Here is a 14,470-nt window from a genome sequence, read left to right as displayed (position 1 = left end):
CGTTCTCGGCGCCAATGCTGCTCAATCGCGTCAGCCGCTGCCGAGCCCGTCATGAACGCGAACTGCTCGCCGGACTTGCCCCGTCAACGCGTTGCGCCGAAATGGATTTTGCAGGTCTGACTAGTTCGTTCACGCGAAATATTAGTGGCGCTGTTTTTGATGATGCTGACGATGCGGATGTTTTTATGTTGGTGAGTTGCCAAGTTGATGTTGTTGACGATGTCGACGTTGTTGTTGGTGAGTTGCGAACTTCTGGTGCGCGTGTTGGTAGCTTCTCTGGTGTTCGTTGTTGGCAACTTCTTCAGCAACAAGATTTCTAGCAACGAGAATTTTTTTGAGCAATCCATCAGTTCCAGAAAAAAGTTCGTAGACAACGTCGTTGCGTTCCAAGTTGCTGGCAAGTCCCCTCTTGATCGCGATTGCAGCGCTTCAAGCTCGTTCCGGGGGGTCTTCGGCTACGCCTAGTCTTGCGTCACGACAGGGCCAGCGCGCGCTCGCGCACCAAAAAACCTGCGGCTTCCTAGAACTTGATCCCCGCCTTGCGCGGGGTGACGAAGCTGTCGGGCTCGTGGCCCAGGCGGAAGCCGACCAGGTAGAGGGCGCTGGTCGCCATGGGCTTGGCGCCGGGCGAGTCGTTGCCGAAGGTCAGCATCAGCCTGCGTTCGGCATAGCGCAGCGACACGCCCAGCTCCTTGAGCGCATCGATCTGGGACTGCAGCTCGTCGTAGACCTCCAGCTTCATCGTCTGCGCATAGTCACTGGCGCAGTCGCGGTAGTCGTGGATGTAGTCGACGAGCACGGCAAAGGCCTCGGCCGCCTCGCGCTCCATGTCAAAGCCCGGCTCCGACAGGTCCATCATGTGGTTCTCCACCAGGGTGGCCAACTGGCGGCCGGTGGTCACCGGATGGGCCGTCAAGGTCACGTGCTCCCGGTCGAACTTTTCCTTGCGGGCGTTCAGCTGCGCCTCGGTGGGAATTGAAAACGGCTTGTTCAGGGCATCGACGTCCTCGAACTCGAACGCGCGGCCCAGGGCGCGGCGGGTGTGCAGGTTCGCCGGCTGGCCTTTCTCGATGCGCTGGATGGTGCGAACGCTCAGGCCCGAGATCTCGGCCAGCTGCTCCTGGGACCAGCCATGCAGCTCACGGAAAACGCGCACGCAGCCGCCGATCTCGGCATCGGTCAGAAGGCGGGGTGGGGACTCGGTGTCATCGGCGGTCGTCATGGCGTCGTCCTTCGGTGTTCAGCAGTGCGTCCAGTGTGCGAGCCGCGGGCGGCGGCGAACACGACAGCAAACCGACAGTAACCCGCAGGCAACGGCTCCGCGGCGCCGAGCGTTGGACAGCCACTGCATGGCTACGACGCCATCCAGATCGGTTCGCGGGAACCGAGGCGACGTCTGCAACGCGGTCAGTTCGGAGTTCATTCCCGCCGGGTTAGCGGGACGTAGCTCAACAACGTCAACGCGCGGATGCGTACCGCTCGACGAATGCGCGGTTTGCTGCATTTGATCGGGCAGACTGTCGCAGCTGAAACACTGGGACCAGCGGATGACGGAAGTGGTGCTTCGCGTGTTCGTGTCCTCGCCTTCGGATGTTGAACCCGAGCGAGCGCGGGTGGCCGTCGTGGCCGAGCGGCTCAATGGCGAATTTGCCGGCCGCGCGCGTGTCGACGTGCAGCGCTGGAACGACAAGTTCTACGTGGCCGGCGCCTCCTTCCAGCAGGGCATCATGAAGGCCATGGACGGCCTGGCCGGCACCGACATGGTGGTCTGCGTCGTCTGGAAGCGGGTCGGCACCGAGCTGGACCCCCTCGCCTGGTCCCGTGACGACGGCGCGCCGTACGAGAGCGGCACGGTGCTGGAATACGAGGCGGCGCGGCAACTCGCCCAGAACACCGGCAAGCCGGAGCTGTACCTCTTCAGGAAGACGGCCGCGGTGCTGTACACGGCGGCCGACGCCGAGGAGCAGATGGGCCAGCACCGGGCGCTGCAGACGGTGCTCGACCGCTGGACCCGCGACGCCAGCGGCCGCAACGTCGGCGCCTTCCAGCAGTTCGCCGACACCGACGACTTCGAGCAGCAGGTCGAAGGGTGCATGCGCCAGTGGCTGCAAAAGCACGGTGTCGCCCGGCTGGCCCGGACCTGGGATCGCAAGACCCAAGGGTCGCCGTTCCGAGGCCTGGAGTCATTTGACGCCGGGCATGCCAAGGTGTTCTTCGGCCGCGACGCCGACGTGACACGCGCCGTCGCCAAGCTGCAGCTGTCGGAGACCACCGGCGTGCCCTTCCTGCTGCTGGTGGGCGCGAGCGGCGCCGGCAAATCGTCGGTGCTGCGCGCCGGCCTGCGCCAGCGCATCACGCTGCCCGGCAGCTTTCCAAAAGTGGCAGCGTGGCGCTCATGCCTCGTCGTTCCCAGCGCGGACCCGCTGCGCAGTCTCGCGGACGCGTTGTTCGCCCCTGAGGCGCTGGGGCCCGAGCTGGCCGCCGGGGAGCTGAACAAACCCGCCTTGCTGGCTTCCGCGCTCGTCGACCCGGACGTGGCGCAGGCGACCGTGGCCCACGCGCTGGGCCGCATCGCCGCGAACTATGCCCAGGCGCACCAGCTGGACGAGCCTCGCCCGGCGCGCCTGCTGATCTGCGTCGACCAGGTCGAGCGCGTGCTGCTGGAAGCGCCTGCCGACCTGGCCGTCAAGTTCGGCGCTGTGATCCGCGTGTTGGTCGAGCAGCGGCTGGCGACCGTGGTGATGGCGCTGCGCAGCGACACCTATGCCAAGTTCCTGAACAACGGGGATCTGGCGGCGCTGCTGGAGCGGGGCGGTGGCCGCATCTACAACCTGCTGCCGCCGTCGCATGAAGAACTGGTGGAGATCGTCAACAAGCCGGTCCACGCCTGCGACCCACTGTTGGCGTTCGAGACCAAGGAAGGTCGCTCCCTCGCGGATGTGCTGGTCGGCGATGTGCAGGGCGGCGATGCGCTGCCGCTGCTGCAGATGACGCTGCAGAACCTGTTCGAAGCGGAAGGCACGCGAAACGACGGCCTGCTGCAGTTCAACGACTACCCGGGGATCGCCAAAGCCGTCGAGAACACCGCCGACGCCGCCTATGGCGCGCTCGGCGCCGCCGCGCAGCGGGAACTGCGCGGCTTGCTGGCTGCCATGGTGAGCGACGTGGTCGTGGACGAGCAAGGGGTGGCGCTGCCGATCGTGACGCCGGTGGACCGGGAGAAGTTCGTTGCCGCGCATCCGTCGCGCGCCGAACTCGTCAAGGCGCTGATCGACCGGCGCTTGCTGACCAGCCAGGAGGTGGGCGGCAAGGTCTTCATCCGGCCGGTCCACGACGCCTTCCTGCGCACCTGGCCGCGGGCGTCGACGCTGATCGCCGAGCACGCGCCGTTGATCCATGTCCGCCATACGCTGGAACCGATGGTCATCGACTGGCAACGCGCGCTGGACCATGAGAAGAGTGGACATGTTGCGACGGGTGCCCTTCTGGCCGGCGCTTCTGCCTTGCAGGACAAGATGGGCGACGTGTTGGGCGGCCAGATGCTCGCATTCATCGACGCGTCGCGTGCCGCGGCGAGTCGCCTCAAGCGCCGCACCTACGCTTTAGCTGCAGCGGCCGTCGTGGCGATGGCGACCGGGGCTCTGGTCGCGTCGAACGCTCGAACGACGCAGGCCGCTCAACTTGTCGTCGAATCGAAGGGCGCGCTGTCGCGGATGGACTACGCGCGCGCCGAGATTGCTGCTGCGGCTGCGCTGAAGCTGCGTGATCTTGCCGCTACCCGCGAACTCCTACTGACGGCCCGGCTAGGAGGCGTCAGAGTGCTCGGCCGCTCTCCCGAAGAAACCAGCTTCGTGTTCACGGTGTTCAACCGTAGCGGGAACCTGGTCGCCACGGTGCAACCGCCTCGTGATGGCAAGCCGCCCGCGCTGAATATCGCGTCGGCGTCCGATGGCAAGGTGCTGTGGCACGCTGCCTTGCCCAGCCAAGTGCTGACCGTGGATGCCATCGCCTTCAGCGAGGACGCTGGCGGTGCGCGCCAGCTCGCCGTGTCCTGGTCGGCGGACCACGCAACGACATTCCACGTGGGGCTGTGGACCTTGCGTGATGGCCAGCCAGCCGGCGCGCCGCGGGAGCTGCCCGCCACCGCGGCGGCGGGTGGCCATGCCAAGCGCATCCCCGCCCTCGCCTTCCATCCGCGCCAGCCCTGGCTGGCCACCGGAGGCGAGGACGGCAAGCTCACGCTGTGGGACCCGTCGGGCGCGAGCCTGCGCCTGCTCTGGCAGCGCGAGGGGGCCCACGCCCCCAACGTCCATGGCATCGCCTTCAGCCACGACGGGAAGATGCTCGCCTCCGGCGGCGGCGACTACACGGCGCGGGTCTGGCAGGTGGCCGACATGCTGGTTCCGATCAGCACCGTTGCGTCGAGCGGTGGCGCAGTACCGGAGGCGAAGTACCAACTGAGCGGCCACCGCGATTCGGTGTTCGCCATCGCTTTCAGTCCGGACGGGAAACGACTAGCCACCGGAGGCCACGACCGCACGGTGCGCATCTGGGATCTCACTCTGGCGACGAAGGAGAACGGCGTGCCCACCGTTGCAACCCTGTCCGGCCATGACGGCACGATCCTGTCGATCGCCTACAGTGAGGATGGGCACCTGCTCAGCTCGGGCGCGAGCGACGGCTCCGCGGCGCTATGGGACGCAGCTACCTGGCAGTTGATGAATCGCATCCAGTCTGACGACGGCATCGTGCGGTCGGTGGCCACGCCGCGCTTCGAGGACGGCATCCACGTTGGCGGCGAGCATGGCTGGAGCGTGTGGTCGGTGAGTGGCAACCCCGTCGTCGCCCGGCTGTGGAACGGCGGCGCCACGGTCGGCAACATCGCCTTCGATTCGACCGGCAAGGCCCTTGCCGCGGCAGGCGATGGCGACAAGGGCCGCGTGCGGGTCTGGGACACCGGCTTCGGCAAGCCCACCATCCTGGACCCCCAGGTCGAGGGCGAGGCGATCAACAGCCTGGCCTTCAGCCCGGATGGACGCTGGCTGGCCGCCGCGGGCACCAGCCAAGCCATCCACGTCTGGGAGCGCAAGGCGGGCTGGCCCAAGGTCACCATGCCCAGCAAGGATCCGGCGCACCTCGGCATCATCTGGGGCCTGTGCTTCGACCGCCAGAGCCGCTGGCTGGCCAGCAGCAACCAGAGCCCGGACGTGCAGATCAAGCGCTGGCGCACGTCCGACTGGGGCCTGCTCGACGAGACCCCCAAGGGCGAGCTGCAGGACAGCGTCTATGCGCTGGCGTGCGACGCCACCGCCGACCGGCTCGTGTCCGGCGACTCCAAGGAAGCCATCGTCGTGCGGGAGACGGGCAAGCTCGCCGTCACGGACCGCATCAACACCGAGCACCCGGGTGAGCTGAACGTCTGGAGCGTGGCGTTGATGCGCTCGCCCCACGCCATCCTGTCCGGGCACGCCGACGGCCGCGTGCGCCGCTGGACCCCGGCCAAGGACGGCGGCTGGACCAGCACGCCCCGCGCGGCGGACGCCGCCACTTCCGACAAGGCGGCCGAGGTCAACCCGACGATCAACACGGTGTCCTACGACGCGAAGCATGGCTGGGTGGCCGCCGGCGGCGTCGGCCCGAGCGTGGAGATCTACGACGCCAACGACCTGCACTGGTTGCGCAGCCTGCGCGGCCACGGCGGCACGATCTGGTGGGTGAGTTTCGACGACCAGGGAGACCGGCTGGCCTACGGCGGGCTGGATGGCATCGTGCGCGTGATCCACCTGGAGAGCATGCTCAAGGTCGACAAGGAAGACCCGGCCCAGCTGTTCGCGGGCTCGGAGCAGGCCACCGGGCTGACCGTCAAGGACGGGGTCATCGTGCGGCGCGGCGCCAACGCCAAGCCAGGCCATTGACCTCGCCGGCCTGCCAGGTCGCGCTCGCCGCCAGGCAACACGGGCGGCCTGGCGACGCGCCAGCCCACCTCCGCGCGCCCCGAATTGACCCGCGCTAAACATTTGGTTACTGTGGCTGCACAGGGATAAGACAAGAGATCACATGGCACTCGCTCAATCGGACCTGCAGCGCGCCGCCCAGCGGCAACCGCTGCGCAAATCACAGCCGTTCAACGGTCGCCAGCCCACGGCATTTCTGTGCCACAGCCACCTGGACAAGGAACCCGCCGAAGGCCTGCAGGTCTGGCTGGCGGAGCAAGGCGTGGAGCTGTATATCGACTGGAAGGACGGCGCGATGCCGGAGACGCCCGACCGCGAGACGGCCAGGCGCATCCAGAGCCGCATCGTGAACAGCGACTGGTTCCTGTTCCTGGCCACCGCCAACGCCAAGGCGTCGCGCTGGTGTCCGTGGGAGCTGGGCTACGCCGATGGCAAGAAGAACCTGAACCAGATCGCCATCGTGCCCACATCTGATGGCCGCGGTACCTACGGCAACGAATACCTCCAGCTCTACCGCCGGCTGGACGCCAACTCGCTCAGCCAGCTGCTGCTGTTCGAGGCGGGTTCGAGCCAGGGCACGTCCGTTCGCAACCTGCGCTTCTAGGACGCGGCATGGCCCTTTACCAATGCTTGTTGCTGGGCGCGCCGAGCGATGACCAGGCTGCGGCGTTCGTGGCCACCTTCGACGAGTGCCTGGCCTTGTTCGGGCTGCAGCGCGGTCGCGACTACACGGTCGACCGCGGCATCACCGACGACTTCAGCGACACCACCGCCACGGTGGCCGTCTTCTTCGGCGCCGAGGGGGCCGAGTACCCGGAGGCCGCCCGGCTGACCCGGCTCGGCGTGCCGGTGGTGCCCATCGTCAGCGCGGCCGCCCGCGTCAGCGTCGAGCTGCCCGCCGCGCTGCGCAGCATCAATGCCATGTTCCACGACGCGGCCGACACCCACCTGCGCCGTGTCGTCACGGCGGCGCTGCAGTGCCTGGGCTTGCTGCCGGCCCAGCGGCGGGTCTTCGTCAGCTACCGCCGCGAGGAATCCGCCGACGTCGCCCTGCAGCTCTTCGAGGCCCTGTCGGCGCGTCGTTTCGACGTGTTCCTGGACACGCATTCGGTCTCGGTGGCCGCCGACTTCCAGGCGGCCCTCTGGCACCGGCTGTGCGATTCCGACGTGCTGGTCATGCTCGACACGCCGGGCTACTTCAAGAGCCGCTGGACGACGGTCGAGTGGGGGCGTGCCATCTCCAAGCACATCTCCATGCTGCAGCTGGTCTGGCCCGGGCACACGCCCGAGCGCGAGTCCCACCTGGCCACGTCCAAGAAGCTGGCCGAGGCCGACTTCAACGGCACGCGCCTGACGCCGGAGGTGCTCGCGGACGTCGCGCTGGAGCTGGAGCGCGTGCGCAGCGTCAGCGTGGCGCTGCGGCACTCGAACATGGTCGGCACGCTGCGCACCGCCATCAAGGACCTGGGCGGCAGCGTCGAGGGTGTCGGCCCGAAGCGTTCGGTCATCCTGAAACTGCCTTCCGGCAACCCGCTCGTCGCCTACCCCGTCGTCGGCGTGCCCACCTCGGTCGACGTCCATGACTGCATCGATCTGAGCGACTCGCGCGCGGCTGCCGTCATCTATGACCACCTGGGCATCAGCAAGGAATGGTGCCGCCACCTGGACTGGCTCGCCAGCCGGGTCGGCACCGTCAAGTGGTTGCGCAGCCGAGAGGCCGACTGGCAGTTGGCCGAGATCGAGAGCTAGCCGTGGGTGCGATCTTCCTGTCCGCGAGCGTGCCGACGCGCGAGCCCTACAGCCTGGACTGCCGGCCGCAGGAGATCCAGGCCGCCATCAACGCGCTGGCCCAGGTGGTGCTCGGCCGCAGAAAGCTCGTCTGGGGAGGCCATCCCGCCATCACCCCGCTGCTGTGGTCGGCCGCCCAGGCGGTGGGCGTGGAGTACACGATCGCCGTCGAGCTGTTCCAGTCCAAGCTGTTCACGAAGGTGCTGCCGGCGGAGAACAAGTACTTCGCCAACGTGCGGCTCATCGATGCCGTCGGTGAGGACCAGGAAGCGAGCCTGCTGGAGATGCGCAAGGCCATGTTCACGTCCACAGATTTCGAGGCGGCGGTGTTCATCGGCGGCATGCACGGCATCCTGGACGAGCACAAGCTGTTCACGCAGTACTGGCCCAACGCCACCTGCATCCCGATCGCCCAGACCGGCGGCGCGACCACCAAGCTCGCCGCGGACTTGGGCTACGAGCCCCCGGACGACCTGGCGCCGCTGGACTTCGTGGCGCTGCTGTACGGCGGGCTGGGCATCCGGCCGAGCCAGAAGCGGGAAGCCCGCGCCGACCAAGGAGGAGACGATGGCACGAGTGCCGGTGTTCTATAGCTTTCATTTCGACAACGACGTCATGCGGGTCCAGCAGATCCGCCAGATGGGCATGATCGACGGCGACGAGCCCGTGTCCCCGAACGACTGGGAGACCGTCAAGCGCGGCGGCGCCGCCGCCGTCGAGCGCTGGATCGACGACAACATGAAATACAAGCGCTGCGTGGTCGTGCTGATCGGCTCCCAGACCCATGTGCGCCCGTGGGTCCAGCACGAGATCCGCAAGGCCTGGTCAGACAACCGCGGCCTGCTGGGGATCCACATCCACAACCTGAACTGCCCCCGGCACGGCACCTGCGCCAAGGGCACCAACCCGTTCGACCAGTTCGTGTTCCGCGACAGCAACGGCAACGTCATGCGGCCGCCGGTCTATGACCCGCCGGCGATCGGCACCTACAACCACATCCGAGACAACCTGGCGGGCTGGGTCGATGACGCCGTCGCCCGCCGTCGATAGGCCGCAGGCCGCCACGCCATGTCCGACATCTCCAACAAGCACAAGCACCTCGAGTTCATCCAGGCGTCCATCAGCCGGATGTCGGGCAACCTGTTCCTGCTCAAGGGCTGGAGCATCACGCTGATTGCGGCGCTCTTTGCGCTGGCCGCCAAGGACGCCAACAAGGCCTACATCGTGGTGGCCTATTTCCCGCTCTTCATCTTCTGGTTCCTGGACGGCTACTTCCTCTCGATGGAGCGGCGCTTTCGGTCGCTCTACGAGCACGTGCGCAAGCTCAAGGAAGAAGACATCGACTTCTCGATGAGCATCGAACCCTACAAGCATGACCCGCGCAACACCTGGTTCTCGGCGGTGTGCTCCCGCACGCTGCTGACCTACTACGTCGGGCTGGCCCTGGTCATGATCTTGCTTGCCATCGCCCTCCGCTAGACGCGGCACGCCCCCGCCGCGCAGGACACCGCCAGCTCACGCAAAGGACTGAAACATGGCTCGCAAAGTCTTCTTCAGCTTCAAGTACGACGACGTCTATCGCGCCATGAACGTGCGCAACAGCAACGTCATTGGGGGCGTGCTCAAGTCCGGCTTCATCGACAAGGCCGATTTCGAGAAGGTCGAGAAGAAAGGCCAGGACGCCATCCGCGATTGGATTGACGATCAACTGGACGGCACGACAGTCACCGTCGTGCTGGTCGGCGAGAAGACCGATAAGAGCAAGTGGGTCAAGTACGAGATCGCTCAGAGCATCAAGCGCGGCAACGGCATCCTCACCATCGACATCAGCAAGATCGAGGATGGCCAGAACAACACCACCGACTGCTGCTCGCTGCGCGTGCCCGACTACGAGCACTACCGCTGGAACAAGGACAAGGGGCGCGACAACCTGGGCGCCTGGGTGGAAGCCGCAGCGAAGGCCGCCGGCAAGTAGTCAGCCCCCGTCTCCGGCACGCCCCCCGACTGATGGCTAAAGTCCCGGGCTGGGCATATGCAAGCATGAAGCGGATTCGAATCGCCCCCGGCAAGTTCGTCACCATCTCGAACGAGCTGGCGGAGAAGGCCGCGCGCGTGTTCGCGACCGGTCTGACGCGCGACCAGGTCCTTGCGCTCAGTGCGACCGAGCCGAGGCACACGGCGGGTCTCATGGCAGGCTCGCCAAAGCCGCTGGCCGCCGCTAAGCCCCGAGGGGCAGCGAAGCCAAAGCCTCTGCGCCGCAAGGCAGGGTGACGGCCCCTTTCAAGGCGCTAAGTCAGCGTGTTGAGAGCGGATCGCAGCCTTTCGCCAAGATCACCGACCAGCGCCACCGCCTGCAGCGCCGGATAGTCCGCGCGGCTGCCCGCGAGCGACGCTGCGGCGCGGCGGCAGGCACCGGCGACGGCCTCGGCCGAGGCGACGATCTCGACGTCCGGCTTGTCCATCGCGATGGTCAGCCGCATCACCTGCATGAGGCCGTCGATGTCGCCCAGGCGCGCCGCCAGTTGGCGCTGCCACGGCTTGGCGCGGCCCAGGCCTGTGCGGATCAACTGCACCAGCTCGTCCAGGTCCTTGGTGGTCTTGGCCGCCGCCACCAGCTTGGGATCGGCGGCGCCCTCCTCCGCCGCGCTCACGTGCCGCTCGACCCGACCTTGCGGCGCCCCTGGCGCGCGGGTGTGCTGGTGTCGGGTGCCGGCACGGGCGCCAACCGCTCCACCAGGGCCTGCAAGGTCTTTGCCTCTGCCTCGTAGCGCGACGTGGCCTGCTGGCTGTCGGTGAGCTGCCGCCGCAGCTCGGCGACCTGCGCCTCTTGGCCGGCCTGAGCTTTGACGGCATTGTCCAGGGCGAGCTTGGCTTGGTTGGCGTCGATCTCCAGGCGGGTGGCCTTGGCTGCATGCTCGACGGCTTGCTCGCGAGCGGCGGCCTCCACCTGGGCCAGCTTCTGGCGTGTTGCCTCGGCCGCGTTGTCGGCCCGGCCGCGCGCCTGACGTTCCTGCTCGATCTCCTTCAGCGCCCGCCGCTCGGCACCAGCCGCACGGTCGTTGGCCGCCTCTACAGCATCGCGCGCCTTGGCCAGCTCGGCCGCGAAGCCGTCCTGCAGCGCTTGCTGCTGGCGTCCCGCGTCTTCCAGCTGGCTTAGCATCTGCTGGACCCGCGCTTGCGTGCCGGCGTGCGCGCGGCGCTCTGCCTCCAGCGCCGTTTGGGCCTGCTGGAGCCACTCCTGCATCTGGACCACCTGGCCCCGGATCTCCTCGGTCTTGGCCTGCGCTTCGGCCAAGGCCTGCTCGGCGGCCGCCTGCGCCTGCTGGGCACGCTCGGCGTCGGCCTGCAGTTCCAGCCGGGCGGCGGCCAGCTCGCCACGGGCGGCTTCCGTGGCCTGGCTCCACAGCGCGGCGATGGCTTCGGCCGCCACGGCCTTGATGGGCTCCGGCAGGTCCGGATGCTGGATGTCGACGCGTGCCCGGTGCCGCAGGTCGTCCCAGAACTTGCCCACCTCTTCGGCCGGCACGTTCATCGAGCCGCGCCGCACGTACTGGTAGAGCTTGTTGGCCGTCGGCGTGATCCCGTACCTGAAGAACAGCAGCACGCAAACTTCGCGGTACAACGTTTTTGTATCGCTGAATTTGGCCTTCAGTGCCTCGACTTCGGCCAGGATCTCAGTTTCGGCGCTCATTCGTTGATATTACGACGTAATACGTTGTGAATCCAACTTTCAAAGTTGAACTTTTGACATTACTCCTATAGTGTCAAAATTCTCTGAAATGCGGCCGATCGAAATGCGTGAGACCGAAAAAGTGACTTCGACGGGTGCCCTGGCGCACGCCGAACTCGCCCCGCTCGGCGAAATCGTCGTTCTGGATGAGTTGTCCGGCCGCGCGGGCTCGAACCGCTCGCGATCGGGTCACCAGCAGATCTCGGCGTCCACCGATCAGGAAGCGGTGCTCGCATGGCTGGCCCGATTTGCCGACAGCCCCAACACACTGGCCAACAGCCGTCGCGAGGCCGAGCGCCTGCTTCTGTGGAGCATTGGCGAACGGGCGAAGCCGCTTTCCTCGCTTTCTCACGAGGACCTGCTGATGTACCGGCGCTTCCTGGCTAACCCGCAGCCGGCCGCGCGGTGGGTGATGGCGCCTGGACGCAAGGCTGGCAGGCGCAGTCCCGACTGGCGGCCTTTCGCCGGGCCGCTCTCCGAGGCCTCCACCCGCCAAGCGATGACGGTGCTCAACTCGCTGTTCTCTTGGCTGGTTGAGGCAGGCTACTTGGCTGGGAACCCGCTGTCGCTGAGCAAGCGTCGAGGCAAGGCGCCCAAGCCGCGCGTCACGCGCTTCCTTGAAACCGACCTCTGGGAGGCCGTGCGCGGCACCATCCTGGCGATGCCCCAGGAAACGCAGCGCCAGCGCGCGGTCTACGCGCGCGCACGTTGGCTCTTCAGCCTCTTCTTCCTTGGTGGGCTGCGCATTTCAGAGGTGGTCGGCAACGGGATGGGCGACTTCTACATGCGTTCGAATCACAAGAGCGGCGAGCAGCGCTGGTGGCTGGAGGTGCTGGGCAAAGGCGACAAACAACGCATGGTGCCGGCCACGAATGAGCTGATGGTCGAGTTGATGGCCTACCGGCGCGCGCTGGAGCTGCCCGAATTGCCACAGCCAGGTGAGCCGTCTCCATTGGTCTTCCCCGTTGCGTGGCGCCGCTCAACCCACCCCGCTTCGGTGTGGCCAGAAGCCATGACGCGCAGCGCGGTGCACGGCATCTTGAAGGAGGTTTTCGCCGCAGCCGCCGGCCGCTGGGTGAACGAAGGCCGAGGCCAAGAGCAGGCCGACAAGCTCAGCGCGGCGTCGGCGCACTGGTTACGTCACACCGCGGGGTCCAACTTGGCCAACGACATCGACCTTCGCCATGTGCGTGACACATTGGGCCACACGACGCTTTCGACCACGAGCATCTACGTGCATGGCGAGGACGACGCTCGCCATGACGCCGTGAACGCGTCCCACCGAATCAGCTGGTAGCGGGCCCCCCAGTAGGTGTCGTAGCCGTCTTGGCCAGCAGTTCCTCCTCTGCGGAGTTGCCCCATTCATCCATCGCGCGGCTCGGCGCATTCCAGTATTCGTGCAGCGCGGGGAGCGTGGTTTTCTGGCACCAAGGCTGGTCCAGGTGCTCCAGCACGTTGAGTTGGGGCGTTGCCATGACCGAAGAGAACCCCCCTTCGGCCAGCAAGTTCCACGAGATGAACTGGCAGACGCGCACGATGCGCCCGAGCGCCTCGTCGACATCGTTGAACGTTGCGATCGGCACAGCGGGGCCTTTCGGGTCGATTCGCTCAGCATGGGCGACGGTCTTGTCGACCATCGTGCACACCTTCTCGATCACTGGGTGTTTCAGCCGGGCGCGGAGCACGTCGAAGACGCCGGTGTCGATGCGATCAAGCCGCTTGCGCTTCGACGGCCGGCCGGACACAGCATCGAAGTCCTCATGCATGCGCTGCGAGGTGTCGAACGCGTCCGGACCGACTGTGGAGAGGTACTACACCCCCAGGCTCATCAGGCGGCCCAGCAGTACGAGACCCTTCGCGCTCGGGCCACCGACTTGGAGCAGCGCAACGGTGAACTGGAGCGGCGGCTGTCGGGTGCCACCGCCACGGCGCAGTCGCAGTCGCAGGGCGACATGATTACGGAACTGTTGGCCCGGATCAGCCCGCCAGCGCCGGCTGGAAAAACCAAAGTCAAGGCGCCCGCGGTCGGCTGAACGCGTCTATTACTTTGGCCGCAGGGCCAAGAGCAGGACGCCGCCCGGCACCGGCCTGGAACGCGGTGCCTCAGCCAAACAGTGCCAGAACACTGGCAAGAGGCGGTGGCGAGGCAAGAGGCGGCCAACTGCGGCGCATTCGCATGCCAATGCGCTGCATCGCCGCCCAGGTCGGACGCAGCGTCACCACCATCAGCCGCGCGCTGGCCAAGCTCGGGCTGTCCAGCCTGAAGTCGCTGGACGAGCCCAAGCCGGTGCTGCGCCACGAGCGCGAGGCGCCGGGCGAGTTGCTGCACATCGATACCAAGAAGCATGGGCGCATCGTGCACCCCAGCCACCGCGTCACCGGCGGCCGGCCTGACTCCATGGACGGTGCGGGCTGGGAGTTTGCCCACGTGGCCATTGATGACCACTCGCGCGTGGGCTTCGTTCAGATGCCCGCGTTCCTCACCAGCTAACGCACTGTCGACGAGAAAGAAATGCCGATTGAGGATGAGTCGTGGCATGCACAACCTGACGGGATTGACGGCCGCAAAACGGGGGCGTAGCGTTGATCGCGCCAGATTTCCAAGAGTTGCGGGCCACGCGGTTGCAGACCGCAGAGATGGTCGTAGCAGTCATCTGAACAGGAGGTTTGTCATGCCTCGTCTAAGCGAGAGTCTTGCCGTCCCGTCGCTTTTTGCGTGCGCTGCGTTCGCAGCCATTGAACGCAATTTCCGGTAGTTGATCAGTTCCGATTGGCTCTAGCGGTCTCATCCGCTGGGGTGCTGTGTTGCGCTTGATCGGCACATTGGGTGTCAGGTCTTGCCGTGTCTCGCCCATCGCTTTCATTGATCACAGGAGTGTTGGCGCCGATCTAAATTTGACCCACCCTGCCGATTGAACTTTGACCCAGGGCTTGGGGCCGGCATCGGCTGATGCCGGCTGTGGACAACTGTAGCGGTGAGCCTCCTCAGCCCGCCTCG

The 14,470-nt window shown here is 66.5% G+C and carries 15 protein-coding genes and 1 pseudogene; 12 read left to right on the top strand and 4 right to left on the bottom strand.

Annotated elements, in window-relative coordinates; translation table 11 throughout:
* A partial coding sequence (locus tag LXT12_RS26375; protein ID WP_233395471.1) for a hypothetical protein occupies window positions 1–320 on the top strand: 320 nt, incomplete at its 5' end.
* 200 nt (window positions 321–520) lie between these two features.
* Here the strand turns inward: LXT12_RS26375 and LXT12_RS26370 are convergent.
* On the bottom strand, window positions 521–1,222 hold the full coding sequence (locus LXT12_RS26370) for a helix-turn-helix transcriptional regulator (RefSeq protein WP_233395470.1): 702 nt from the start codon (window positions 1,220–1,222) through the stop codon (window positions 521–523).
* Window positions 1,223–1,547: 325 nt separating this feature from the next.
* On the opposite strand from LXT12_RS26370, the gene LXT12_RS26365 reads away from it, so the two are divergent.
* The 8 genes from LXT12_RS26365 to LXT12_RS26330 all read left to right on the top strand — a co-directional run bounded on the left by LXT12_RS26365 (window position 1,548) and on the right by LXT12_RS26330 (window position 10,013).
* Window positions 1,548–5,915 (top strand): NACHT and WD repeat domain-containing protein, encoded by a 4,368-nt coding sequence (locus LXT12_RS26365; protein WP_233395468.1) that lies wholly within the window; start codon window positions 1,548–1,550, stop codon window positions 5,913–5,915.
* 142 nt (window positions 5,916–6,057) lie between these two features.
* Window positions 6,058–6,558, top strand: coding sequence for a toll/interleukin-1 receptor domain-containing protein (locus LXT12_RS26360; RefSeq protein ID WP_233395466.1), 501 nt, complete (start codon window positions 6,058–6,060; stop codon window positions 6,556–6,558).
* Window positions 6,559–6,566: 8 nt separating this feature from the next.
* Entirely contained in the window at window positions 6,567–7,703 is a 1,137-nt protein-coding gene (locus LXT12_RS26355; protein ID WP_233395464.1) for a toll/interleukin-1 receptor domain-containing protein, read from the top strand.
* 2 nt (window positions 7,704–7,705) lie between these two features.
* Complete coding sequence (locus LXT12_RS26350; protein ID WP_233395462.1) at window positions 7,706–8,335, top strand: SLOG domain-containing protein; 630 nt, start codon at window positions 7,706–7,708, stop codon at window positions 8,333–8,335.
* The gene (locus LXT12_RS26345; RefSeq protein WP_233395461.1) at window positions 8,310–8,792 is read left to right on the top strand and encodes a TIR domain-containing protein; all 483 of its coding nucleotides are present in this window, start codon (window positions 8,310–8,312) and stop codon (window positions 8,790–8,792) included. Before LXT12_RS26350 ends, LXT12_RS26345 begins: the two co-directional genes overlap by 26 nt.
* Window positions 8,793–8,810: 18 nt before the next feature.
* Window positions 8,811–9,221 carry a hypothetical protein gene (locus LXT12_RS26340; protein ID WP_233395458.1) on the top strand — a complete coding sequence of 137 codons (411 nt, stop codon included), beginning with the start codon at window positions 8,811–8,813 and terminating at the stop codon, window positions 9,219–9,221.
* A gap of 55 nt (window positions 9,222–9,276) precedes the next feature.
* Window positions 9,277–9,717, top strand: a complete 441-nt coding sequence (locus tag LXT12_RS26335; RefSeq protein WP_233395456.1) for a TIR domain-containing protein — start codon at window positions 9,277–9,279, stop codon at window positions 9,715–9,717.
* A gap of 65 nt (window positions 9,718–9,782) precedes the next feature.
* Complete coding sequence (locus tag LXT12_RS26330; RefSeq protein ID WP_233395455.1) at window positions 9,783–10,013, top strand: hypothetical protein; 231 nt, start codon at window positions 9,783–9,785, stop codon at window positions 10,011–10,013.
* Window positions 10,014–10,030: 17 nt separating this feature from the next.
* On the opposite strand, the gene LXT12_RS26325 is transcribed toward LXT12_RS26330, so the two are convergent.
* Both LXT12_RS26325 and LXT12_RS26320 read right to left on the bottom strand, forming a co-directional pair.
* Window positions 10,031–10,393 carry a hypothetical protein gene (locus LXT12_RS26325; protein ID WP_233395454.1) on the bottom strand — a complete coding sequence of 121 codons (363 nt, stop codon included), beginning with the start codon at window positions 10,391–10,393 and terminating at the stop codon, window positions 10,031–10,033.
* On the bottom strand, window positions 10,390–11,433 hold the full coding sequence (locus tag LXT12_RS26320) for a DNA-binding protein (RefSeq protein ID WP_233395452.1): 1,044 nt from the start codon (window positions 11,431–11,433) through the stop codon (window positions 10,390–10,392). Before LXT12_RS26320 ends, LXT12_RS26325 begins: the two co-directional genes overlap by 4 nt.
* An 88-nt stretch (window positions 11,434–11,521) precedes the next feature.
* On the opposite strand from LXT12_RS26320, the gene LXT12_RS26315 reads away from it, so the two are divergent.
* Window positions 11,522–12,769, top strand: coding sequence for a tyrosine-type recombinase/integrase (locus LXT12_RS26315; protein WP_233395450.1), 1,248 nt, complete (start codon window positions 11,522–11,524; stop codon window positions 12,767–12,769).
* On the opposite strand, the gene LXT12_RS26310 is transcribed toward LXT12_RS26315, so the two are convergent.
* Window positions 12,759–13,238 carry a hypothetical protein gene (locus LXT12_RS26310; RefSeq protein WP_233395449.1) on the bottom strand — a complete coding sequence of 160 codons (480 nt, stop codon included), beginning with the start codon at window positions 13,236–13,238 and terminating at the stop codon, window positions 12,759–12,761. The two genes, LXT12_RS26315 and LXT12_RS26310, sit on opposite strands and share 11 nt — an antisense overlap.
* Here LXT12_RS26310 and LXT12_RS26305 point away from each other — a divergent pair.
* Window positions 13,233–13,505, top strand: a complete 273-nt coding sequence (locus LXT12_RS26305) for a hypothetical protein (protein WP_233395448.1) — start codon at window positions 13,233–13,235, stop codon at window positions 13,503–13,505. The genes LXT12_RS26310 and LXT12_RS26305 overlap by 6 nt on opposite strands.
* A gap of 116 nt (window positions 13,506–13,621) precedes the next feature.
* Window positions 13,622–13,942: pseudogene (locus tag LXT12_RS26300) on the top strand (IS481 family transposase); the annotation flags it as partial.
* Between the last annotated feature and the right edge of the window lie 528 nt (window positions 13,943–14,470).

Origin of the sequence: Pelomonas caseinilytica, assembly GCF_021353235.1 — a bacterium.
Classification (GTDB): Bacteria; Pseudomonadota; Gammaproteobacteria; order Burkholderiales; family Burkholderiaceae_C; genus Pelomonas; species Pelomonas caseinilytica.
Note: the sequence above shows the minus strand (reverse complement) of the source record. Positions and strands in the feature narration are given on the sequence as shown.